Origin of the sequence: Metabacillus litoralis, from assembly GCF_003667825.1 — a bacterium.
GTDB lineage: Bacteria > Bacillota > Bacilli > Bacillales > Bacillaceae > Metabacillus > Metabacillus litoralis_B.
On the sequence record NZ_CP033043.1, the window covers coordinates 1,723,233 to 1,746,141 of the forward strand.

A 22,909-nucleotide genomic window follows, 5' to 3' on the forward strand; every position below is an offset into this window, starting at 1 on the left:
ATTTGATAAATGTTATTTTAGAAGTTACCAGTTTTCCCAACGTCCTTCTGGATCAACACTAGCCAGTCGAACCCATCCATTTTGAACTTTTCCTCGAAATGCTGAATCATTATTTAATAACCGTTCAACATATACTCTAGGTGCTTGGATGACAATTAGCAAACGAAGAGGAGAATGATAAGCCTCAAAATCTGTTTTCATGACGGATTGCCAGGGTAGTCCGGCTAACAAGTCACTTGCATTTCCCTGCATAACACCGAGACCTGCTGTAACAGTTTGAGTTGCTTTATTTCCGCTACCATAATAATTAGGTGCAACCGTTGAAGCGTAGTATTGTAGATTAATCCATTGGGTCACCGTTCCTGGTCCCGCAATAATGTTAGCTAGAAGATCACCACTTTCATCCTGCTTCCAATCATAATTATGAAGGAAAGCTCTTCCTTCCAAGTCACAATCCTGAGTTAGTTCACGTTGGCCGATAATAAAAGCGGCATTACGAGCTAATCCCCATTCCGGACGTATCTCACTCCAATCTTCTGCAAATCGGTGTGCCTCAGCCTTCGGATTTTTAAGTTGCGATTGAACATTCGGTAATTGGACTAGACGTTCCGCATTTGCATTTTGGCTTACGTTCGGCATAATAGCTTCAATACGATCAAATGATTCTTGTGCAGATTTGGTAAGTTCAGGAACATAAATCCAATGTAATTCATCCACCGTTGTTTTATGCTCAGCGGCTACGAAAACAGTGTCCTCAGGGATTTTAATCCCTTCAATAGATAGCCTTTCTCTAACCTCTGGAAGGTTACATAATGTAGCTAAAACCCTTGCATTGAATCCACCTGCCGCTCCACCGCAGGCACCACAGTCGAGAGCAGCGGCATAAGGATTATTGGTACTTTGACTACCATGTCCGCATATGACGACTAAGGGTGCGAAATTCTCTGTTAGCCCCATCATTTTTAGAGCTTGGTGCGCATAATTCACTTTTTCTTCTTCAAAAAAACCAACAGGTATCTCCGCTTCTGTGTTATGAACATGATTAAGCAAGAGCTTTGTATTAGGTTTACGTAACCAATTCTCATGAAGATGACGCATGAAACGACCGGTTCCTCTTGGTACAAAACTACGTGCTACCATTTGTAGACTAAGCCAAGGTCCACTTAGCTCAGGTAAAAGTAAACTCGCAAGTACATTTTGTTTCATCGTTTTAAATGTATTACTTAAGGAATTAACGGCCTGCTTACGTTGTTGATATAATTTCAGTTCATTTTCATCTGTGGACTCTTTAATTTTGTGCTGAGGCTTTAGTATAACCGGCAAGGAAGCATGACTGTTATTACTCCCGAGTTCACTAGTCGCAATCGGTAAGCCAAAAAATCCAGCAATTCCGATCGTTTCAAATGGACCTTCTTTTTCAAGTTGACGACGAAAAGGTTCTGATCGTACATCAATGCAAAATGCAAATTGAGCTAATACCGTATTTTTATCTTTGGTCTCTTGTTGTTTAGAGTTAATCTTCTGGCTTAATCGATCTGTGTGTGTTTGTTCCCAAGCTTCTAACCAAAGCTTCCTACAAAGCTTCTCATCAAAGCTGTAGGCAAATGATAAATATTCGTTTTGTTCAGCAGCTGACATCTGTGACCATTCCTCAATTGTAAGTTCCCCACAATGAATCCATGATGCTAAAAGAGGAGTAATCGAAACTTTTTTCTCAGATTGTTGATTTGTCAGAGGCAAATAAGGCTTTATAAGAGCACACTCCATGGAAATCCTTACTGCTAAATATTCTGTTAGGAGTGCATGTTCATGGCTAGATTGTTGGGACCGCCAAAGCATCATCCCGGCCCACCCAGGTAAGGAGAGCAAATGACCTTCAAGATAAGGTTGGATTTCTGTTTCAGGGATTTCTAGTGCGGATAACGCTTCTTGTAAAGCCATATGTGCATCTTTAGGCCAACCTTTTAAACTTTTCCGTTGCTTTTTACTCAGTGCCGGATCATATTGAATAAGACGCTGCCACGCACGATAAAAACCTTCCTCACGATTTGGCATTGTCCAACCTGCCTGAGAGTCATCAAGATATAATTTACACCACTTGATGACATGATGATCGAGTATATTGACTAACCTTTCCCCATCCTGATTCTCTATATGCGAACTTAATGGTTGCATTGGAGTATTCTCGATGCTGTCCGTATTCAGTCCACTAAGTTCATGTGTCAATTTTTCAAGCTTATGTGATGAAAAGAGGTTAGAAGGTAATGGATCTAATTTTAGTGCATTATGACAAAATCGCTCCTGGACGTCCCTTGGGATATGAAAGGAATGTGAATCAAGCCAACGATGTAGACTCATTTTCACAAAATCTTCATCAATCTCACCCTTACTCTTTGCTGACAGGATCATAGACGCACTAGGGTATATATCAACATCTCGATTATTTTTTAACCAACCTGCAACCTTGTCAAAAGATTGATTTTCAAGTCCCATCCACGGATTACGTGCTGCAAATGTAGAAATAGGCCAAAGAGGTGCAATTACTCGGCTAGCAGCTTCAATTAAAGTGTTAATATCACTTTTTTGAAGATTAATATTCATATCTTCCAGTTTTTCATTATCTTTTGTTAAGACAGATGTTCTGCTCATCACTGGTTACCTCCTTGAGATAAATATTGTTTAAGGTAGTTTGGATGACTTTCTACTGACTTTGTTTTTGCTTCACCTAATTGTACTAACCAAAGATAGAGTACTGCGAAGGAAACAGATGAACGATTACGGGCAGCCCACATACCTATAGCACTTCCAAGTAGTAAGAGACATACGACAAGGATCACAACTGACATGGGAGGCTGAACACTTTGATAAACAGTTGTATGCAACAACTCATAGAAGAGGTTATGAATGATAAAATATACGATGGCAGCTCCTCCTAAAAATGATAAGCCGGCAATTCGACCAATTCTCCCCTCTCCTAAAGCTATGAGCTGTGTCCAAGAAACGGACAATGACCACGCTAAGATGAGCGCACTAATCAATTGATAACCTTCTCCAGGAGCCATGATCCAAAAAGCAACTCCTACAATTAAGCCTAAAGTACGCCCAGCCATGATCCATAAATAAGATGACCTTTCATTAACGCGAGTCGATACTTTGAAACTACTTAATGCCGAACCAGCCTGTAAAAACAGCGTAGCTTTGAACAAACCATGTAAAATAAGATGAATTATGGCTGCTAAATACGCACCTAAAGCACACTGAATGAGCATAAACCCCATTTGTGCAATTGTTGAGCCTACTAGCTGACGTTTATAATCAACATGGACTAAACTAATTCCAGACCCAATCAATACAGAAATACTTGCAAGAATAAGTAAAATAATTGAAGCTAGATCACCACTAAAAAGGGGTGAAAATCGAGTTAACATAATCCCACCTGCATTTACTAAACCTGCGTGCATAATCGCAGAAACAGGCGTCGGAGCAACAACAGATTCAATTAACCACCTTTGAAATGGCCATTGAGCTGCAGGAATTATCACTGCTAATACAATCAATAAATTAATCCCTGTTCTCTCCCATGCTTCAAGTTGAGCTAAATTTTCATTTGTTAGAGCAAATGATAACTGCCATTGACCTGTACCTTGAAAAAGCCAAATCACAGCGAATAATAATGAAAACCAACTTAATGTAAATAAGCGACCAGAAACCTTGGCTGCTTCACTAGCTACTTTCCACCCACTGTTTAAACTTATAAGTAGAGTTAACCCGACGAGAGTTGCTCCCCAAGAAATGATCATCAAGCGGAGATCGCCACTTAACCATGCTATTGAAGCAACACCTGTAGTGAATGTAAATAGTGTGAAATACTTACGATAAGAACGATCTCCCAATAAGTAACGTACAGAAAAACGCTGAATGATGAAACCAATTAAAAGAACAAAGAAAGCCATTAACCAAGCTAAAGTGTCTAGGTACCAAAGCCCAACAACTTTATTCCCACTAGTATTAACGAGAGCCAATAAAGAAACTAAAGGAGGTAAAGCAACGATACCGATATGAATGCGAACAAAATTCAATGGTACTCGTGGGTGTAAAAACAATAGTCCACTTAGACCAGAGGCAATCAGCATAATAAAAAATAATGCTAACAATGATGATAAACTCAGTGAAACAAACATAAAAAATTCTCCCCTAAATATAAAAATGATTTATTAAAAGTCATTAAAGTATTTTCATATATTTTTCCTAAAAAGTTATACATTTTATTTGCTCTTTACGATTATTTGAATAAATTGTATTTATTAAATAAAAAAAACCGACAACTTCAAGATTCAATGATGATTTAAAATCATTGAATCTTGAAAATTGTCGGTTTTACTTCAACTAACTTCAACGAAGTTTTTTGAAGAACTACCTTTTTTATGTTCAAAAATAAATTGTACTTATAATTATTCTTCTTTTTAAAAATCGGTATATCTCTAATCTTACATCCTAAATTATGAAATATAACGATTTACGTTACTTTTTCGTCCATATACTTTATAAAGCTTTTTCATCCAATCAATATGAAAATATTAAAAGAATGCTAAAGCCATCATTATTGTAAGAATGTAAAATAAACATCTATCGAATATTAAATCAATACTATAATATACCAAATTATGCAAATTGTCAACAAACAAATGCTTTATAACTTTCCCTTTCAAATATTTCAACCGGAAAACTATGTAAGTAACACATACATAATTCATCTGTGTTGAATATAAGATCGTAAGCGTTCCTTAGGTTTTCATGATATTAATCTTTAAAAATAACAAAAAACCGCAAGCAATCTAGACTCACGGATTATCTTATTATTTACGTTATTGTTTTAAATTTGAGCCCTTCATCATATTTGCTTAATATTAAGCTCTCCCTGCCAAGTTCCTTCTTCAGATCATTTATCAATCCAACCGGTTGTTGTTCCGCAATATTGCCTTATATTTATAAAGCAGCTAACAGCGCTTTATTTTAAGTTGTTAGCTCTCCTGTTACAGACTACATAACAAATGTGTTATCTAGTTAACTTTCTTTTAATTATTGTTCCGTAATGGACTATTAAATACCCAAAGCAAATCCCCAATAATATTACTGCTCCCCAATAAACGAGTGGAGCTGAGTCAGGATTGTATGATAGAAGAAAAGATAATCCTAATCCTACAACTATATATAAAGTTATGAACCTCATTATTTTTATATAAATTAACCTCTCCCCCTAACATTTATTATATACTTATTTTACCATCTCCTATCAGATACATGTAAATGTAAAAAAGCGCGCTCATCCAAATGCGCCTTTTCAATTAACTCTGGATTGTTTTTTTACACTAACTCATTCAGAAGCTTTAACAAAAGTAAAAACACTTTTAGATTTCTTGATAAATAGTTTCAAACATGATAAAGACTACACATCCTTATTCATGAATGAATGTCATTTGAATGCTGAAGATAACTCATAACTACTTTCTCACAATTCAAAGTAAGCAAATTTACAGTTTGAAACCTACCTTATATAAATTAGTATTATAGGAAGGGAGTTTATAGGAAGGGAGTGGTAAGGATGGATTTTATTACTAAGAATGAATTATATATTTACATAGTCTTGGTGATGATCTCAATTTTTTCTTCATTTATTATAGAAAAAGGTCTTATTAATGATATTATAATCGTCACTGTTTTTCTGACTGTCTTGACCATTAAACTAATTGTTATTACTAAAAAAGAAAAATTAGATAGGGAAAATCATTAGTTCATGATTTACGATGGAGACATCTGTTTTGATGATATTGATAATTAGATATTGTAGGCGACGTTCCGTACACAGTTATATTTTTTAATAAGTTCTTGAGCTATTATGCTTGAACCTAGAACTCCATCAAAACAAGTTATTTCATTGTATCCCCTTTAAATTTGCTTTTTTTCTACTAACTTCCTACCATATCATTGAGGCTCTTTTTTATAGTCGAGTAGAAGAGAGCCTCTCTACCTTACGGTAGATTGTGTTCTCCCCGCACCCAGAACCGTGCTTGCGCAATTAACGCACACGGCTCCTCCTAGTTACCATTCACATAATGTAGCTAATCACTTTTCTTAAATCATATATGTTTAACCTTAACTCTTGCGTAAGGTAATGGGTATTTATTAAGAAAGAGTCTGAATTTATCCCAAGTAATTGATTTCCTTTGACTTCTTCTATTGAGCCATTTAAACAGTAATTTACCAACCTTCTATGTTTTCTTTAAGATTTTCACTATATTGTTCTTTAGTTGTACCATTAACCCCAGTTGCCTTTTTATTAGTAGCTCATGATGACATTGAACTAATGATTGCACATTTAATAAATGCGCAAGAGATGTAAATTTCATTTTAGGATCAGATTTTGCTAATTTTGCTATCCTTAGTAGTTTTGTTTCCATTTATTATCCCTACCTCTGTGTGTAGTAAATGTGTCCCTAGTAAGGGTGACAACTGGTAGCTAGCCTTTCCTCAATCGGAATATTTACTTTTCATCTAGAAAATGTTGATAGCTTTCCACATAATATGGTGATTTATCTTTTTCAAGAATGATAAAACCGTTTTCTTGATGAAAGTGATACTCATCTAGAAATGAGTCATTAACTTTATAATAGATTGTTAATCCAGAAACATTTTTATCCTTTTTAAACCTTTCAATACTTTTTAGAAAAAAGTCTGCTTCTGACACTTGTTTTTCGAAACCAATTATATAATATTCATTAGAATTAGCAGGTATTAAATCTTCAAATTCTTTTGGTACCTTAGATGTGGAACATCCCGATAATATTAGTACAATAATCAATGTTACAAATTGAAGAAGCTTCTTCATCAGATCCCTCTTTCTACCAATTATTTTAGTAAATTATGAAATCACAATTTTCACTAAAGAATTGCGCGTTTATTGCTGATCCCTTGGTGTGATTCAAAACTTTCTGATTCCAAGAGAGACTTATGGTTTGACACAATTGAAGAATTAGGATTTAACGATATTCATTACATACATTTAAAAGGCACATTTCAAAATGAAATGCACCTCACTTTTAAAGATCACTAATAACCGAATTTTAGCTTCTTTCATAATCTCGCTTTGATTGCTGAAGATTAATCTTTGACTAAGCACCCGTTACTTTAAGTACACTTTTCATATTCTTTATATTATGCTGTTCTAATTTCGATAAAACATAGTTTACGCTTATATTTAAAGTGCGTTTTATCTTTTTGTTAATAGTTGAAAATTATTATGAATTCTATTTATTTATATGCTTCATATTTAAGTTGTATCTGAGGGTTTTCTTTTAACAATAGGTCAATAAATTCAGATTCATTTTCTGGAGAAATTCTGATTAAATTGTATGTAGCATAGTATATATTTAACCTATCAATGGGGAGAGCAGGTGAGGTAAATATACTTTTTACTTCCCTTACTTTTCTTATCTCTTTTACATTTAATTTCCATTGAAATGGTCCACATTGAACTTTTAATAGATCATCCTCAATTTTATATCCCGTTCCAAACCATATCCAAATTAAAATTCCAATACTAATAATTCCAATTAAATAGTAAGCTATCTTAATAACAATTAGCTATGTATCAAAAACGATAAATACCGTTCCCCAAATTGCTTATAAAATACAAAATGTCTCTTTTAGATTGAAAGAACATTCATACCACTCCTCCTCTCTTTAAAGAAGTATACGAACAAAATCGGGAAAGGTTTCATTTATACCCTTTACAATAAACTGAATCTTCTTGTGAAAATGCGATTCGCAATTGAAGTTAGTTGTTTTTAATCTTATCCAAAATTATAAAGTTCAATATAATCCTAAGCAGTATCCTTATTCAACAACAGCATTTTCATTGTTGAAGATCATTTCTTATTCATTCACTATTTCGAAATGCCAAATATCTTTCAAAACACACATTTTCATTTTTGTTTTCTAATTTTACCAGTCCATCCAAATAACTTATCTAAGAATTGGGTACCATTTATTTGAGGTGATTATTATGGATAAAGAAAGTCTCAATCTCACGTCTAGCGAAATAGGTACATTGTGGGGTCAATATATGAATGGTACTGCCGTTGACATCATAAATAAATATATGGTCTCGATCATTGAAGACAAAAAGATCAAACTATTATTTGAGGAAGCTATTAATACTTTCGCAAAACAGAAACAACAAATTACTATGTTTATTGAAAATGAAGGATTTCCAATTCCGATTGGATTTACTGACTCAGATCTTAATAAAGGAACTAAAAGACTATTCACCGACATATTTTGTTTACACTATTTACATATAATAACTCTTCATGGTCTATTGGGTCATTCTACATCCCTTAGTTCTTCAGTGAGAAAGGATTTACGAAACTTTTATGATTCCTGTGATCATGATGGCAAAAAAATGTATCATCAAGTAACTGATTTATTACTTGAAAAAGGACATTTTCAAAAGGATCCTTACTTTTACCCAGAGACAAACCCTGTATTTATTTCAGGAGGACAATTTACAGATGGATACTTCGGTGACAAACGCCCTTTAGCTGCAACCGAAATGATTGCTCTTTCCCTTAACTTAAAAAAGAAAATATTAGAAAAATCTCTTTCGATAGGATTTAGTCAAGTAACACAAGATAAAGAGGTTAGAAAATTCTTAAAGAACACTCAGAGAGCTTCTGATAACCAGATCCAATCCCTTGGAAAAATCCTTAATGGAGATAATTTACCTGTTCCGATGTCCTGGGAATCAGAGGTTACCACCTCTCAAGATCCTCCATTTTCGGATAAGTTGATGCTGTATCACATTGGGTTCTTATTACAGGCTTCACAAAATTATCATGGTGCCGGTCTTGCATCAGCAATGAGATCTGATCTAGTAGTAAATTATGAAAAAATAATTTTAAAGAATTTAATGGTTACAAAAGATTGGTTTGATATTATGACAAAAAATAAGTGGCTAGAGCAGCCACCACTTGCTCCAAATCGAAAAGAAATAGCAAAAGATAAATAAGATTCTATAAAACTCATGTCAAAGAGCGAATTTTAATTTGTCCATATCAATGTAACTTATTAAATATAATACTAAGGGAGGAACAGCTCCTGATATAATCTTTAGTAAATGGTGTTGAAACCATTGAAAAGCTACTTAATCACAGAAACTTTTTCTCCTTCAGGGCTATTACTCGTTCGAAGGGTAATACTTATTTATTAGCACTCCCTATGATATGGGATTTTTGAATACTTTAAAAACTGAGGCATTTAACTTAACGGGTTCTTTTGAGAAGTAGAAAGCATCAATTTCAACCAAATTAGTAAGCATATTTACACTATTTTTGGGTAGTCAATTTGTAATAAAAAAAAGCAATGGAATTCGTTTCATTGCTTTTTTTCTATTTTTAGGATAGGTGAGTCAAAGATTTACTTGATATTATTTAATTTTGTATAACTATGTCAGCTTGTTCTAATGGAGTTTCAACCTCCATATAATAATCTTCGGCTTTCCAATATCTATTTAGAAATTTTTTAATATTGGTCTTAGTGACTTCGCATTCACGATTGAATCTCATTTCTCCCGAACTGTCCAAATCTATTATAATATCGTAAAAATTTCTCCAAACTTTTCTTTGTAAAAAATACTCCTTCGATAACAATTACACAAGTATCAGGTACCTCAGTTATCTCCAAGCTCTGAGTATCAGACCCGTAATCATAATTGAGCAATTGCAATTCATTAGATTTTTTTAGTTTTTGGAAGAGATTTTCTTTTAACCACTTAACATCCCATTGTAATTTGTAATACTCAATCCACTCTCCGTAACCAGTGTTGTAACGCCTTTTTTTCTCAACAATGTAATCATCTATATGAAAAAGGCAAACTGAAATATTTTTTTCTTGAAGATGCTGCACAACTTTCTTTGTCAGTGTGGTTTTCCCAGAACGGCTTAGTCCGGCTATTCCAAGAACGATTCTTTGATCTTGTTCAGGCCTAGGAATCTTATTAATTATATTTAGTATTTTATGTTCCAAATATATCCACTACTCTATATATACATATCATATTTTCTTGTTTAAAAATAGCTGAAGAATTTATCTTCAGCTATTGCATATAAGTCTCTATTCTAAATGGAACTCCCTGTATTTAGGACTTTACTTGCTTACATTACTAGTCACACTTTCTTAAAGAGTGCATCTTCAACGTGTTCTGGTATAAAATTTGATAACCTACCACCTTTGAAATAAACTTCTGGATCACTTAGCCCAGTTAAGCTACTTAGTTTCATAACATCAGAAAGGCTCCATCCAGTTATATCAGGCATTCCTTTTTACCCTCTGTTTTTATTTCTACTTTTGAAGCATATAGTAACCCTGTTAAGCGCTTTTTGTAGAATCCAAATTCGTTATTAAAAGTATGGTTGTACTGTACAGCAATTGACACTGTTTTTGTTTATCTTCTATTTAACTCATAATTACGAATTAATTCAGCAGCGCAATTTAGATAATTCCTACTTTATCACTTCTTCTTTCAAGCAGGACAGTATCTCGCCACACGCCATCCATGTATCCTATACGTTCACGTCTTCCTACTTCTCGAAATCCATGTTTTTTATGTAATTTAATACTACCGACGTTTTCGGGGAATATCCCAGACTGTAGCATCCAAAACCCATTCTTTTCACTATTTTCAATTAAGGAATCCAAGAGTAAACTCCCAATTCCCTTGCCACTTTCTTTTAAACTCACATAAACACTTACTTCTCCAACTCCAGAATATACACTCCTACTTGATATTGGACTTAAAGCAGCCCAGCCCACAACTTTTCCTTTTGAACGTGCCACTCTTCTACAATTATTAATATGGGCGTTGTCCCATTCCTCCCAAGAAGGAGCTGTTTTCTGGAAGGTTGCATTTCCAGTAGAAATGCCCTCAAGATAGATTTTTCTTACTTGTTCCCAATCATTTGATTTCATTTTTTCTAAAACTATAGTACCTTTCATACTATACACCTACTCTAGTTTAATAAGTAATACATTTCAATTAAACTAGTAAAAATCCTTTTTCTTCACATTTTGTTCTTCTCCCATCGGGTTTCAAACTAAAATAAGCACCTTCCTTGTTCCAGAAAGGCGCTTTGATTGCTGAATTTATTACTTACCAAGTGAATGATGTAAATACAAAAATGAAGCTACTGTGGATATAATTCCACCTAAAATAATGGTCAGATTTGTTCCAATATTATTAGAGAGAATCCCAGCTAGGAATGCTGATACAGGCATAGAAATCCATGTCATAAATCTGCTTGTCGCCTGCACTCTTCCTAAGAGATGATCGGGGGTTAGGGATTGCCTTATCGTAACAATACATGGATTCATCATAGATGAGGCAAATGTTCCTACAGCATTCAATATAATTAACCAAATGTAACTTGTAGACATACCAAACAATACTATGGATAATCCGCCAATTAGAGAAGCAAAGAAAAGGATACTGCGATACGTGAAAGATTCCCTTACCTTTGTTGTTATTAATGCACCGCATATAGCTCCTATCCCACCTATTGAAATCAATAGACCCACCTTTTCTGACGACAAGCTTATTGTATCTGTCAAATGAAAAACCATCATCGTTAAAAACATAGTAGTACCAAAAACAGAAACTAACATTGCTAAATTGGTAAACAATATAGGCTTGGAATGGAACACAAATTGAAACCCTTCTTTTATATCTAACCAAAAGCTATTTCTCTTAAATTTCTTACTATCCTCAGATGTATTCATGTTAATGCTTAATACTGTTAGGAAGGCAATAAAGAAGCTCATACTATTGATTAAGAGTGCATATCCTGGATTATATAAGCTTATAATCAAGCCTCCGATTCCTGGAGCAACTAATACAGCTGTATTGAAAAAGCCTGTATTGATTGCATTAACAGAATGCAAATCACTTTTACGTACCATTTTGGGAATAGATGCAAACTGTGAAGTGTTATAGATTTGGCTTAAAACCCCAATAGTAAAAGCACCTGTATATAAAAACCACATATCTAATATTCCAAAAATAAAGAGTAAGCCAATTATCCCTACAATAATACACCGAAGCAAATCACAGAAAAGCAATAAATATTTTTTATTAAATCTGTCTGCAAGAACACCTGTTAATGGTTGGAAGAGAATAGGAAGCCTCTCAAGTGCTGCAACTATTCCCATACTTAATGGTGATCCTGTAATAGACAAAACTATTAGTGGAATAGCTAAAAGGTATATTTGATCTCCGCAAAACGAAATTAAGTTGCCTCCAATAAATCGAAATACTGAATAGTTCTTTCTGAGTTTAGGAATAGAATTCATTTGTATTGCTGGATCGACCATCCAAACTCTCCCCCTTTACTACTTATTAAGAAATCGTTCAAACTCTATCGAAAGACTTTCTAATGCATTAAATTCTAGACAGTACTTAGAGTTGTTAATCGAAACAATTCTAGCTGATCTAAGAATTTTCAGATGATGGTGTATCGTTGATTTGCCTAAATCTATCTTTTCGGTTATCTCCTGTAATGTTAACTCCTTCTCATTCAGTAGCTTTACAATTCTGAGTCTTACTTCATCCCCTAAAGCTTTATGTTTTAAAACAAGAGAGTTATCAGGTACATAACGATTACTAGGATTAATACTTTCATTTGCTACTGGATAATAAAAGACCTTGGTTCCTTCTATATCAGCTTCTATATTCCACGGACGATAAATAAATTGAGGAATTAATAATACTGTCCTTACACTAGGTTCTGGTAAGTAGTTGATTCCTCCTGTAGCCCACTTCACTAAATCCTCAGGAGACATTTGTGAGAGCATTTGTCTTTTAGATTCATAGTCATTTCTCAATATAAAATTAACTGATGAAAAATCATCTTTTTCTATAACTTCGTTATGCCATCTTGTCATTACATTTATCAGATGCTCTTTCAAAAGCTCTTCGTCAATATTACATATGAAGTCTATGTAGTTGGGCAGGAATTCATTGTTTGCAGTTAAAGATTTCAATTGAGCTATCGCAATCTCTTCTCCATGTGAAGCATTCACTCTAGTTTCTTCTGTTTTATAGCCTGTAAATGGGAGACTGATATACTTCAATTCCTGAGAAGAGAGCTGTTCTATATATGCAGTAAACTCAGTCATACTCTTGAATGATTGCATATGAAGTATTTGAAGTAGAGCTTTCCAAGTATTATTTTCTTCAACATACTTTAATTGTTTTATTAACTCCTCAGATAATGAGCTCTTTAAATTCACTAAATAATCTTTTGATAATTCTAATGTGTTAATTAAAGATTTATTTGTTATGGCAGCAATTCCTAATGCTGTTTCCCACAACAATGAGTATTCTAGTTTGATTTCATATGTTTCTCTTTTTCTATTAGTGATATTAATTACGTCCATCTGTATACTCTTCCTCCCATTACCTCTTTTTTACAATTTTATAATATCAGCTATATATTTTCAATAAATATAGAATTTAAATTCTAAGTTTATCAAATGAAAAGGTAGCGTTTTTAAGAAATATAAAAACGCATTTCATATTTATGAAACGCGATTCGTTTGTTGAATAACAATATTATAAATAGGTACTTTCATTTCTAAAGAAGTATTCATTCCTCGTAATCCCTAATTATTTCATCTAGTGATTTGTCGTAATCATCCAAACTCCTTTGGTATTCATAGATGATGAACATATTTTCCACTACATATAAATTGTGAGAAACCATATTATATTTTTCTGTTTTCCTTTTAAAACTTTTACTTGCCTCTTTGGCTAATAAATTACTTGGATATTTATAAATATGTAAAAAATCGCCGTCTGTAACTTTCAGATGTTGAGGGCTTTTTCCCAGTTGTCTATTATCAAACATGGATCCATTGTTAATTGTCACTTCTTGATTCTCAAATTCTACCTTGCTTAGATACTCTTTAAACTTGTCGATATTCCCTTTATATAAAAGGTAACTTAAAGCTAAAAGACAAACTAAAGTCAGTAGAATGAATTTAAACTTCTTGATAAAGTAACCCCCTTTTCAACGTTATTCAGCTATTTATTTAATAACAGGCATCCTCTTTCCTTACTCTTAAATAAAAGAAAGAAAAATTTAACTTTTATGTACTAGTTAGCTATTTAATTGGAGCGCTTATAGTTATGCAAGCTTTTAATGGAACTTTAACTTCATCAATGTTAAATATGAAATGGGAATGTTTAAGGAAGATTAGATCATTTATGTTGAATGGCTATGTTTAGGATTAGGGTATTGTTTGGAACTCTATATTTGTTATCGATAATGAAGTGAATTAGATAGAGATATTTTCACATTTTATTTAAATCTATATTCTCATGATATTAACAAGAAAGAAGATAAATACTGTTATATATACAACTACTCTGCTCATAGTCATTATCCCCTTTTCATATTAGACGCATTATTTCTTATCACTTTATAAATGAGAACAATAAAAAAGATACCCACTACAGAAAATAAAATAATCTTAATAAACCCTTGTTGTCCATCAAAAGGACTTTTCATTTTATATTCTGCTTCTCTATTTGCCTTTATATATTGTCCATTTTGTCCTTCAACTGCTATTGCTTGGTCTGTACTTATACCTTTAATTGAATAGTATTTAGTCCCTTGCTTATAAGCATTAGAGAAGTTACCAGAATACTGTTCCATATCCGAATACCTTGTAACATGTCCTATTTCATTATCAATTTCCGTTACATATTCATCACTTATCACATAAATATATTCATCCCAAACTACAAATGGATAAGCCCAAGATGTTGCTAATATCTTATCAGGAAAAAAGAACATGAATAAAACTGCAATAGATATTAAATGTTTACTTTTCATCCAAATCCCCCTTTCTTTAATTTGTCGTTTATGGTTAATATAAGTTTCAATGAATAATGTCATGCAGGATAAGGCAGCTCCGTTAACCTAAGTTTAATATTCTCCATTCTGGTCTTAATGAAAAAGAACACAAATAACTGTGCTCTTTTTTATAAATAACTATTTAAAAGAATCGTCCCTGCTTAAAATAGTTTTTCCCCGTTATACAACTTTGTTTCTTGAATTACTACCTGCATAGTATCTTTAACCTTTTATGTATTTTGGAAACCAATCTCTTGGAACTGTTTTTTCAGTTGTGACAGGGATTGCCCATTCACCTGATTTACTTTTTTCCTACTTACGGCCTGAGTGTATCTAGAATCCACGCGTTGCTATTATGATGTGTTGTATCCATTCTATTTCACCTTGTTTAAGCCCTAATACGATAAAGAGCGCACATTCTTATTTAAGAAAGGCGCTTTTAATTGCTGAAGAACACTTTTTATTTAACAGACTTCCTAAAACAATCGACAACTTTTTAATAGCTCTTTTTGGTGCATATTTATGGGCACTCCCTATGCATATGGGATTTTTTGAATACTTTAAAAACTGGGGCATTTAACTCGTTCTTTGTAATTTTAGATAAAGCGCAGTTCAATATGTTATAATTTTACAATATGACATATTTGGAGTGTGTAAATTGATTAGAAATACACCATTACTACTAGCGTTATTTCTTGTAGGTCTAAGTTTAAGAAGCATTACAACAACTGTAAGCCTACCTCCATTTATCTATTGGACAATGCTATTATTTTCTACAGTGCTTCTTATTTGGAGTATGATTGCTTTAATTTTAAACTTAGGTGTAAGAAGAATTGAGAAGATACGTTCAAAAACGGACCTTTAATAGTAGGTCCGTTTTTGTTTTAGACGTTTATTGTTTTTCATATAACACTTAGGGTTCTAATTGTTGAAGATTGAACTTAGACTAGCTACCACTTTGAACAAATAACATATAATATACGATCAAAACGATAACGGCAGATGTTTAGATATAATCGGCTAAACGGTTGGCTTCGTCCATAAGTTTCAAATTGATCATTGCGTCAATCACTACTTGGAGAAGTTCTTGGTTGTCACGCAAGACACTGTTAAGCTGAATGTTCCTAAGTAATACAAGTCGTGAAGCAACTGGTGTAGAATTAAGGTATTCCTGCAACAACTCTAATCCTGGCTCTATGTCTGTTTCCATTAGGAATGACATGTGTTTTTCACCTTGAAGTAGTGGAGTTGTAACTACGTTTGTTCAAGTATTAAAAAAATTAGCAGTCTTTTTCAATTAAAACTTAAGATATTTAGGATTAATCTGTTGTTTTTGTTTTATTTTTAATTTTCTTAGGTTCAAATTTAGGCTTCCTATACAGTTTTGATAAAAACTCATCAAATGTAGAAGCTAAATGAGTCTTTCCCCATGGTTCTTCCGCTTCCCAAGTTTCCCAAAATTGAACAACAGATGGAATTTCAGCTTCTTTATAGTAATCCAATGCAATAAAATGATGATAATCCCCCCATAGTATCACAGTAGTGGAAGGAGATACAGGCAAATTACATTCTTTAATCCAGTATTTAGATGCAAGAATCCCATTGCCATGATGAGGTACTTCTAAATCAACCCCTTCCATATGATCCATCCAAACCAATCTATCTCCATCATGGTCAAAACGATCATAATGAACAAAACCACCGTTTTGTTCTTTTAACAGATTTATATAAGACAAGGGAAGCTTTACTTGTAATTGTCTCTCAGCCTCTTCAATCATACGATCTGTGACAGGTTCATAATCCCAAGAATACTGATCCGACCAAAAGTCTTTACCCTGATAATATTCTTTTTTCATTAAACCTCCCCCTTTCTTAAAATTCCTTAATTGCCTTCATACCGCTATGTACGTTCAACTAACCACTTAAAGAAATAATAATGCAATATAAGGAAATAAATTAGGAAAGGGTAACACAAAGCAGAATACCACATCTTCCACTCATTATATTTAATAAAACCAACTTTATAAGATATAAACTCAAATACAATAGTTATTAAAGTAAAACATAAGATAAAAACCAATTTCCTTTTTTTCGACTTATGAAATGGGTAAAGGTTTAGTAATATTACGCTTGTTGTACCATATAAAATAACTTGACCAATTAATGGTGGTATTTGTATTCCAGGCTTATCAAGAACATAAAACTTATATTTTACTGCAAGTATTGTGTCAACAAGAAGACCAAATACTATTGCAAACATTGTAGTTACATAAATTTGATAAGGCTTCATTTTTTTAGGAATGTTATACGCCACGAGCAAAAAAATAAAGCTTGCTGTATAAACAAAAAGCGTTTGTGGTTCCATTACGGTTCCCCCATAAAAGTTGCATTGCATCTTATTTTCTGTATTGAGGATCATTGTTGAACGAACGCACCCTTTACTTGTAGGGTCCTTTATTAAAAATATTACTTAACCTTAGCCACTCCGAGTGCATAGTGATTCCATAAAATATTTTCAACTAGCTCTACTTGAGTCTCTACACACAGACTCTTCTTTTCTTTTTAAGTAAATAGGCGGATAGCAAAACCTAGTATAGTCCAATAAAAGGACCAATTAATCCCCAGTATATAGGACCCCATAATAACTTAAAACCAATGCTTGCTCCAATGACAGAAAAAGCTGTTCCGAGGACCATTCCAATATCTATAAGCGAAGTACTTAACGGGATTGTGTTCATAGGTAGTCATCTTAACAAATACAATATTTAACTAATATCATTCCTTAAAGCTTCTTTATATATCCCTTATTGAATTCTTCTTCTCACTTAGTACTAAAGCTATCCGTTTGCCATCCATGACTTACACATTAATAGCACAATATATAAATCATGTGAAAATCATTAATTATTTCTTTCCTTTTTTTCTAAAAGTATAGGTGCTAAATTTAGTATGATAGAAACAATTGTCAAAAACCATAATGCCCTTTCCATACCAGGTACCACATCACCTACAGCTGACCAATCTTCAACTTTGACCCATCGAGATACAAGACGATATTCTGAACAAAGTGTTAATGCTGTAGATGATAGTCCTATCGCCATAGCAAGTTTATAATCCTTTCCTACTAAATACATATAAAGATTTATAAAAGTTGCTACTATTGCAATAATTCCAAATATCATAAATAACATTACTAACCTCCATATTTTGTAGTGTACTGAATGTGTATCATCTCAATTTATTTGAATTATTTTTTTATACGACATTAATGCGTTACATCTTATTTTATAGTAAATGCTCTTCGTTTTGTGATTTCTTATTGAACAAAAGCTGCCCCGTAGTTTAAGTGTAAGTCTTCACAATCTAATTTCATTCTATTTGATCTTCCCCGATCTGTCCTAAACTGAAAATAAGCGCATTTCCATGTTTCAGAAAAGCGCTTTGTTGACAATCTAATTCCCACACTATCTTTTTTCAATAGCCATTCGTAAGGTGGAAATGACTCCGAGAAACAGGATTAATGAACAAACCATTTTTTCAAATAGTGTTCCAAACAATTGTTGTATGAACCCGTAAGTCCAAAGTATGACGAAGAACCAACATATAGTGGTTATCCATCTATTGAATTTTAATTGTATGTTTGCACCAACAGTTATTGTAAAAAGACCTCCAATAATAGCAATAATTGAGTTAAGTATAGATAATGGTAACTGATTCTCCAGGGATTCAGACCGTCCTCCATTAACCCATGTTAGTGGAATAATGCCTATAATTATGAGAATATGAATTAAGATTATCAAAGAGTAAAAACAGCACCCCATAATTACGGTCGTTCTCATACTAACCTTCCTTAGTTTTTCAAACATCACCAACACTCCCTGTTACATTCTATATCTGCTATTTTACTAGCGTCCTTAACAAGGAACTCAGACGCCTTGAGGAATGTTTCTAAAATGCTATCAACACGAAAATAGTCCTTCCATTAATTTATACGCATTCCTATCTCAGAAATGCGCTTCTATATGTGGTATATATATAGAAATAGTTAACAAGGAAGATTTCCTGAAAACCTCAAGACTTTCCCAATCATTTCAGTGTTTATTTTCTTCATACCGTTTTTGATATAAAATGATATTGCGTTGTGGTTAGTTGGTGAAACCCTAAGATGATATTCATTCACTCCATTATTTTTAAAGAAAGTAAGTGCATAGTTGTGAAGCAAAGTACCATATCCCTTTCCTCGTTTACCAGAAATTAGATAATATAAGTTAACATAACCAATTTGCTTTCCATCAAATTCTTTCAAAGTTAGTTCAAGTTGTCCAATAGGCTGCTGATTTTCTACTGCTAATACGAAACCCTCTGGGTATTTCTCCGACTGCTGTTTTAACCAGTCCAGATAATCTTCTTCACTTCCAAAATCATCATCAGATCCAAAGCTAACAATAAAAGAATCTTTTCTAAATTGAATTACATAATCTCTGTGTTCATTTAGGTCAATTGGTATGAATTCCATACAATCACCACTCATAGAAGATTAAAAGTTCTTCAGATAAATCTATTACCTTCAAAATTTTAAGATCTTATTCAATATGGCCTTAAACTGAAATAGCACCTTTTCTCATTACAGGAAGGAGCTTTTATTGCGTAAGATTGGTTATCGATCTAGAGTAGGCCAGAAATGCTTTAGTGCTTCATTAACTGCCCAACTTTGGTGTTCGTGAAATAAATTTGTTATAGCTTGAGAAGGTTCAATCCATTTTAATAAATGGCCTTCCTCAATTGATTCACTTACTTTCTTTCCAATCTTACATATATAGAAATGACCTTCACTGAGATAATGCTTAAGTTCGATTGTAGAATAAAAATATCGATTAGCACATCCTATAAAATCACCTATTTCAATCTCAACTCCCATCTCTTCTAAAGCTTCTCTTATTAAACATTCTTCGTGAGACTCACCTTCTTCTATTCCACCACCTGGAAGAAAATACTTTCCATCATCTGTTTCGATAATAGCTACTTTATCATTTTCATCATTGAAGATTACACAATACACTGCAGCTCTTAATATATATTCTCTATCTTTCTCTTTTTTCCCAAATGTAAGAATACCCAATAGTCACCTCCTCCCTTCTTTTTATATTTCTCATCAATAAGCTGTTCATCACATGATATTTCCATAGTATGGAATTATGAAGAATAAAGTCAATTCCATAAAAATAGCGCCAATCTTTACTAAAGAAAGTGCTTCGTTTATTGATGATTATCTATTTATATTTCTAAACAAATAGAACTTGTTTCATTAGGAAAGTCAGCTCGTGATAGCTTTTTACCTGTTATAAATTCTCTAAAAGATGTTATTGTACCATCATGTGAGACAACAAAAATTCTTTTTCCATTCTGTTCTTTACACCAATCGATGAAATTCTTAGCGATCTCCCTAAACTCCTTTTCTGGCAATACGTTTATCCCATCTGTCCATATCTTGTTTGGTAATCCCTCATGTAGATAAAAATCAGGAAATTCACTTAGTATCTTTCTTTTTTCTAATAATTTATCACATGGTAATGTTTTTGCCTTTGGTATTTGAGGGAATATTCTAGGTGAAACTATTGGTGTTGTAATCTTTCTACATAATATTTTATGACTCCATATTTCCGCAGTCTGTAGAGTTCTTCGTAAGGGACTTACTATCAATATATCATCTTCATTAAGTGGCATTTCTTCTGCTAAACCTATAGCCTGCATCATGCCCATATTAGTTAATGCAGGATCATATATATGTAAGCTTTGTGGAATATTTAAAGTGTGTTCACCTTGTCCATGTCTAATAAAAATAATCTGCACTTATTATCATCCTTTATACCATATGAATACATATCCTTGTTACAGAAAGGCACCCTATAGTTTAATAACTTTTTATGGCATATACACTTTCCAAATATCATCCTCTTTTATCACACCAATAAAGAAAGAGTACGAAATAGAGCCAAAAGAAACCTTCAAATTAACAGCATCTTCTTTTGATAAAATAGAGTCATAATTTCTAAACTTCAACACTATATCACCTTTCCATTTTTTATTATATTTTCAAAATTTTAAACACCAAATATAACAGTACCTCCGATTATATAGACAATAGGAAATAATAATAAAAGTAAGTTTACTATTATAGCTCCAATTGCTAAAGTGTTCTTTTGGATTTGGTACGCTTTAACAGCTAAAAACAGACCGGTGGAACAAAAAACTAGAGGGGAAAATATCGGTAAGCCTTGTATCTTTTCAATAATAATAAAGTCGAAAAAGAAAGTCGTAATAAATATAAATGGAATTAAGAACAGAAAATACGAAAAAATCATAAAATATTTTTGCATCAAAAAACCCCTGTGATAAATAGTCTTGTCTTACATAAATACTAACACATGGAATATATAAGATTCTCTTTATAAATGAATTACTTCTTTCTTTGTTATAAAAGAACGCAAAGGTTAATACACATTGGCGCTTGATTACTTAAGATCACAAAATTCACTATTAGCTCTAGTGTTGTTATGTAGTATATCATTTGGTTATTTTGAAGAATCGAAGTGGACCTTCTTCATGTTGCGTTTCCTTACTAAAATAAGGTATATTCCAAGAATAAAAGTAATTACTAATATGATATAAATTAACCAATACATCGAAGGACAGTTATATGTAACTGTTGAAACTCCCGTAATATCATATATTTGTGCTTTGTTTGCAGAACAACGGTTCAATTAAATTACAATTCTAATTGAACAACTTTCCCAATATCCTGTTCTTATTTAATTTACGATACTTTTTTCGTTATTATTAAACTTTTTAATAATCCAAGTAACAATAATACTCAATAATATTAAGAAAGATATAATACAGGCAATGGTTATTATCGGTTGGTATTTAAAAGCATAGAAAAATTTATCAATTTCATAAATTTGTTTTGGATCTGTAGCATTCATAGGAGTAAAGATGATGTGTTTTTTCCAATTTTCTTCGAGCATTATATATGAACCCGTCCAAGAAGTTGCGAAGAAACTATATGCAAATATAGGTAATAAAAGTATGAAGGTAATAATTCTTTTCAATTTTAATTCACTCCTCACCCTATAATTCATTTTAACGCATCAAAGCCTTTTGTATATCAAATGTACTGAACCATCTATATTGCTGATCATCAATAATACGAAAATGTTGGCTAACTAAATTTTGCTGCAAAAGAAAACTATCCTTTTTACTTATTTCTTTCCACCAAATTCCCGTTGAAATGAGTAGATCATGTAATAAATGATCTACTCATTATTAGGTTTTTTGTGTTTATAGTCGATTAATTTGATTGCTAAATGATCTTTTATTTCTTTATTGACAATTAAAGCTGGGTTAACACCAAACGTTAAAGTATCTGTACCAAAAAACTTTTGGTTGTTCATATCTCCGTTGTAAACATTAGCTGTAAATGTAACGGTATAGGGAAAATGTTGATTATTAATTTCCTGCTCTACTTCGTAATGGATTTCAACGACATTATATTTATTATCCCAGTCGTACGTTAAACCAGTTGCGGAAGGATCTTTATAATATTTTTGAGTCTCTTTTACAATATGGGGCATAAAAAGCTCAATCATAAAGTTTTTAAGATATTGTTCTTGTGTAACATCATGAGTAGCATTATATAAGTCCTCGCTATAACCTTTACGATGAAAATCTTCCGCACATGCAATTTGTAATGAAATTAAAAGAGTCATTGGTAATAGAAAAAGCGAATGAATAATTGGTTTCATTTTCCACCTCCTCTAACTATAATCTGTAAAGAAATACAAATTATACATTAATAAAAGAGTGGATAAGTATCGACTTACACATAAGAAAAACACTTATCCTTGTTCATGATAAGCGCTTTTATTGCAGAAGATTAAAAA

General features: G+C 32.7%; 23 protein-coding genes and 2 pseudogenes. 3 read left to right on the forward strand and 22 right to left on the reverse strand.

The features are described 5' to 3' along the window. Positions 1–24: 24 nt before the first annotated feature. The 4 genes from D9842_RS08230 to D9842_RS08255 form a co-directional block, all read right to left on the reverse strand. The gene (locus D9842_RS08230; RefSeq protein ID WP_121662115.1) at positions 25–2,649 is read right to left on the reverse strand and encodes a DUF2309 domain-containing protein; all 2,625 of its coding nucleotides are present in this window, start codon (positions 2,647–2,649) and stop codon (positions 25–27) included. Next, positions 2,649–4,181 (reverse strand): NADH dehydrogenase subunit 5, encoded by a 1,533-nt coding sequence (locus tag D9842_RS08235; RefSeq protein WP_121662116.1) that lies wholly within the window; start codon positions 4,179–4,181, stop codon positions 2,649–2,651. Before D9842_RS08235 ends, D9842_RS08230 begins: the two co-directional genes overlap by 1 nt. Positions 4,182–6,269: 2,088 nt before the next feature. Continuing rightward, positions 6,270–6,458: a hypothetical protein gene (locus tag D9842_RS08250; RefSeq protein ID WP_257536015.1), complete on the reverse strand. Its 189-nt coding sequence runs from the start codon at positions 6,456–6,458 to the stop codon at positions 6,270–6,272. Positions 6,459–6,541: 83 nt separating this feature from the next. Further along, positions 6,542–6,886 carry a hypothetical protein gene (locus D9842_RS08255; RefSeq protein WP_121662118.1) on the reverse strand — a complete coding sequence of 115 codons (345 nt, stop codon included), beginning with the start codon at positions 6,884–6,886 and terminating at the stop codon, positions 6,542–6,544. 72 nt (positions 6,887–6,958) lie between these two features. On the opposite strand from D9842_RS08255, the gene D9842_RS26645 reads away from it, so the two are divergent. Continuing rightward, on the forward strand, positions 6,959–7,111 hold the full coding sequence (locus D9842_RS26645; RefSeq protein WP_373995098.1) for a DUF6980 family protein: 153 nt from the start codon (positions 6,959–6,961) through the stop codon (positions 7,109–7,111). 197 nt (positions 7,112–7,308) lie between these two features. Here D9842_RS26645 and D9842_RS26650 read toward each other — a convergent pair whose 3' ends face one another. Next, positions 7,309–7,638 (reverse strand): PH domain-containing protein, encoded by a 330-nt coding sequence (locus D9842_RS26650; RefSeq protein WP_121664993.1) that lies wholly within the window; start codon positions 7,636–7,638, stop codon positions 7,309–7,311. A gap of 424 nt (positions 7,639–8,062) precedes the next feature. Between D9842_RS26650 and D9842_RS08265 the strand changes: the two genes are divergently transcribed. Continuing rightward, positions 8,063–9,067 (forward strand): DUF3231 family protein, encoded by a 1,005-nt coding sequence (locus D9842_RS08265; protein WP_121662119.1) that lies wholly within the window; start codon positions 8,063–8,065, stop codon positions 9,065–9,067. Between the two features lie 421 nt (positions 9,068–9,488). Here the strand turns inward: D9842_RS08265 and D9842_RS08270 are convergent. The 6 genes and pseudogenes from D9842_RS08270 to D9842_RS08295 all read right to left on the reverse strand — a co-directional run bounded on the left by D9842_RS08270 (position 9,489) and on the right by D9842_RS08295 (position 14,948). After that, positions 9,489–10,083: pseudogene (locus tag D9842_RS08270) on the reverse strand (kinase). A 140-nt stretch (positions 10,084–10,223) separates the two neighbouring features. Then, positions 10,224–10,373 carry a PASTA domain-containing protein gene (locus D9842_RS25785; protein ID WP_162987364.1) on the reverse strand — a complete coding sequence of 50 codons (150 nt, stop codon included), beginning with the start codon at positions 10,371–10,373 and terminating at the stop codon, positions 10,224–10,226. A 175-nt stretch (positions 10,374–10,548) separates the two neighbouring features. Then, positions 10,549–11,052 carry a GNAT family N-acetyltransferase gene (locus tag D9842_RS08275; protein ID WP_121662120.1) on the reverse strand — a complete coding sequence of 168 codons (504 nt, stop codon included), beginning with the start codon at positions 11,050–11,052 and terminating at the stop codon, positions 10,549–10,551. A 150-nt stretch (positions 11,053–11,202) separates the two neighbouring features. After that, entirely contained in the window at positions 11,203–12,423 is a 1,221-nt protein-coding gene (locus tag D9842_RS08280; RefSeq protein ID WP_121662121.1) for an MFS transporter, read from the reverse strand. A gap of 18 nt (positions 12,424–12,441) precedes the next feature. Next, positions 12,442–13,488: an ArsR/SmtB family transcription factor gene (locus tag D9842_RS08285; RefSeq protein WP_121662122.1), complete on the reverse strand. Its 1,047-nt coding sequence runs from the start codon at positions 13,486–13,488 to the stop codon at positions 12,442–12,444. 1,004 nt (positions 13,489–14,492) lie between these two features. Beyond that, complete coding sequence (locus D9842_RS08295; RefSeq protein ID WP_180320421.1) at positions 14,493–14,948, reverse strand: hypothetical protein; 456 nt, start codon at positions 14,946–14,948, stop codon at positions 14,493–14,495. 679 nt (positions 14,949–15,627) lie between these two features. Here D9842_RS08295 and D9842_RS08300 point away from each other — a divergent pair. Beyond that, complete coding sequence (locus D9842_RS08300; protein ID WP_121662124.1) at positions 15,628–15,834, forward strand: hypothetical protein; 207 nt, start codon at positions 15,628–15,630, stop codon at positions 15,832–15,834. Positions 15,835–15,975: 141 nt separating this feature from the next. On the opposite strand, the gene D9842_RS08305 is transcribed toward D9842_RS08300, so the two are convergent. The 11 genes and pseudogenes from D9842_RS08305 to D9842_RS08360 all read right to left on the reverse strand — a co-directional run bounded on the left by D9842_RS08305 (position 15,976) and on the right by D9842_RS08360 (position 22,771). After that, positions 15,976–16,191, reverse strand: coding sequence for a hypothetical protein (locus D9842_RS08305; RefSeq protein ID WP_121662125.1), 216 nt, complete (start codon positions 16,189–16,191; stop codon positions 15,976–15,978). 97 nt (positions 16,192–16,288) lie between these two features. Beyond that, complete coding sequence (locus D9842_RS08310; protein WP_121662126.1) at positions 16,289–16,825, reverse strand: SMI1/KNR4 family protein; 537 nt, start codon at positions 16,823–16,825, stop codon at positions 16,289–16,291. 44 nt (positions 16,826–16,869) lie between these two features. After that, the gene (locus D9842_RS08315) at positions 16,870–17,334 is read right to left on the reverse strand and encodes a CBO0543 family protein (protein ID WP_121662127.1); all 465 of its coding nucleotides are present in this window, start codon (positions 17,332–17,334) and stop codon (positions 16,870–16,872) included. Between the two features lie 101 nt (positions 17,335–17,435). Next, positions 17,436–17,683 (reverse strand): annotated as a pseudogene (locus tag D9842_RS08320) (hypothetical protein); the annotation flags it as partial. Positions 17,684–17,869: 186 nt separating this feature from the next. After that, positions 17,870–18,160 carry a hypothetical protein gene (locus D9842_RS08325; RefSeq protein WP_121662128.1) on the reverse strand — a complete coding sequence of 97 codons (291 nt, stop codon included), beginning with the start codon at positions 18,158–18,160 and terminating at the stop codon, positions 17,870–17,872. A gap of 854 nt (positions 18,161–19,014) precedes the next feature. Then, the gene (locus tag D9842_RS08335) at positions 19,015–19,485 is read right to left on the reverse strand and encodes a GNAT family N-acetyltransferase (RefSeq protein WP_121662130.1); all 471 of its coding nucleotides are present in this window, start codon (positions 19,483–19,485) and stop codon (positions 19,015–19,017) included. A gap of 141 nt (positions 19,486–19,626) precedes the next feature. After that, the gene (locus D9842_RS08340; RefSeq protein ID WP_257536016.1) at positions 19,627–20,088 is read right to left on the reverse strand and encodes an NUDIX hydrolase; all 462 of its coding nucleotides are present in this window, start codon (positions 20,086–20,088) and stop codon (positions 19,627–19,629) included. Positions 20,089–20,243: 155 nt separating this feature from the next. Next, complete coding sequence (locus D9842_RS08345) at positions 20,244–20,819, reverse strand: histidine phosphatase family protein (protein WP_121662131.1); 576 nt, start codon at positions 20,817–20,819, stop codon at positions 20,244–20,246. A gap of 72 nt (positions 20,820–20,891) precedes the next feature. Then, entirely contained in the window at positions 20,892–21,029 is a 138-nt protein-coding gene (locus D9842_RS25790; protein WP_162987365.1) for a hypothetical protein, read from the reverse strand. Positions 21,030–21,778: 749 nt separating this feature from the next. Continuing rightward, entirely contained in the window at positions 21,779–22,078 is a 300-nt protein-coding gene (locus tag D9842_RS08355; RefSeq protein ID WP_162987366.1) for a DUF4306 domain-containing protein, read from the reverse strand. A 204-nt stretch (positions 22,079–22,282) separates the two neighbouring features. Further along, positions 22,283–22,771 carry a DUF3888 domain-containing protein gene (locus tag D9842_RS08360; RefSeq protein ID WP_121662134.1) on the reverse strand — a complete coding sequence of 163 codons (489 nt, stop codon included), beginning with the start codon at positions 22,769–22,771 and terminating at the stop codon, positions 22,283–22,285. Between the last annotated feature and the right edge of the window lie 138 nt (positions 22,772–22,909).

Bases quoted from the DNA above. Each gene is read 5' to 3' on its own strand.
- D9842_RS08275 (WP_121662120.1), bottom strand. From the start codon at position 11,052: ATGAAAGGTACTATAGTTTTAGAAAAAATGAAATCAAATGATTGGGAA.
- D9842_RS08250 (WP_257536015.1), bottom strand. From the start codon at position 6,458: ATGGAAACAAAACTACTAAGGATAGCAAAATTAGCAAAATCTGATCCT.
- D9842_RS08335 (WP_121662130.1), bottom strand. From the start codon at position 19,485: ATGGAATTCATACCAATTGACCTAAATGAACACAGAGATTATGTAATT.
- D9842_RS08310 (WP_121662126.1), bottom strand. From the start codon at position 16,825: ATGAAAAAAGAATATTATCAGGGTAAAGACTTTTGGTCGGATCAGTAT.
- D9842_RS08360 (WP_121662134.1), bottom strand. From the start codon at position 22,771: ATGAAACCAATTATTCATTCGCTTTTTCTATTACCAATGACTCTTTTA.
- D9842_RS08265 (WP_121662119.1), top strand. From the start codon at position 8,063: ATGGATAAAGAAAGTCTCAATCTCACGTCTAGCGAAATAGGTACATTG.
- D9842_RS08285 (WP_121662122.1), bottom strand. From the start codon at position 13,488: ATGGACGTAATTAATATCACTAATAGAAAAAGAGAAACATATGAAATC.
- D9842_RS08230 (WP_121662115.1), bottom strand. From the start codon at position 2,649: ATGAGCAGAACATCTGTCTTAACAAAAGATAATGAAAAACTGGAAGAT.
- D9842_RS25785 (WP_162987364.1), bottom strand. From the start codon at position 10,373: ATGCCTGATATAACTGGATGGAGCCTTTCTGATGTTATGAAACTAAGT.
- D9842_RS08295 (WP_180320421.1), bottom strand. From the start codon at position 14,948: ATGAAAAGTAAACATTTAATATCTATTGCAGTTTTATTCATGTTCTTT.
- D9842_RS08315 (WP_121662127.1), bottom strand. From the start codon at position 17,334: ATGGAACCACAAACGCTTTTTGTTTATACAGCAAGCTTTATTTTTTTG.
- D9842_RS08280 (WP_121662121.1), bottom strand. From the start codon at position 12,423: ATGGTCGATCCAGCAATACAAATGAATTCTATTCCTAAACTCAGAAAG.
- D9842_RS08255 (WP_121662118.1), bottom strand. From the start codon at position 6,886: ATGAAGAAGCTTCTTCAATTTGTAACATTGATTATTGTACTAATATTA.
- D9842_RS08235 (WP_121662116.1), bottom strand. From the start codon at position 4,181: ATGTTTGTTTCACTGAGTTTATCATCATTGTTAGCATTATTTTTTATT.
- D9842_RS08305 (WP_121662125.1), bottom strand. From the start codon at position 16,191: ATGTCATTCCTAATGGAAACAGACATAGAGCCAGGATTAGAGTTGTTG.
- D9842_RS08325 (WP_121662128.1), bottom strand. From the start codon at position 18,160: ATGTTATTTATGATATTTGGAATTATTGCAATAGTAGCAACTTTTATA.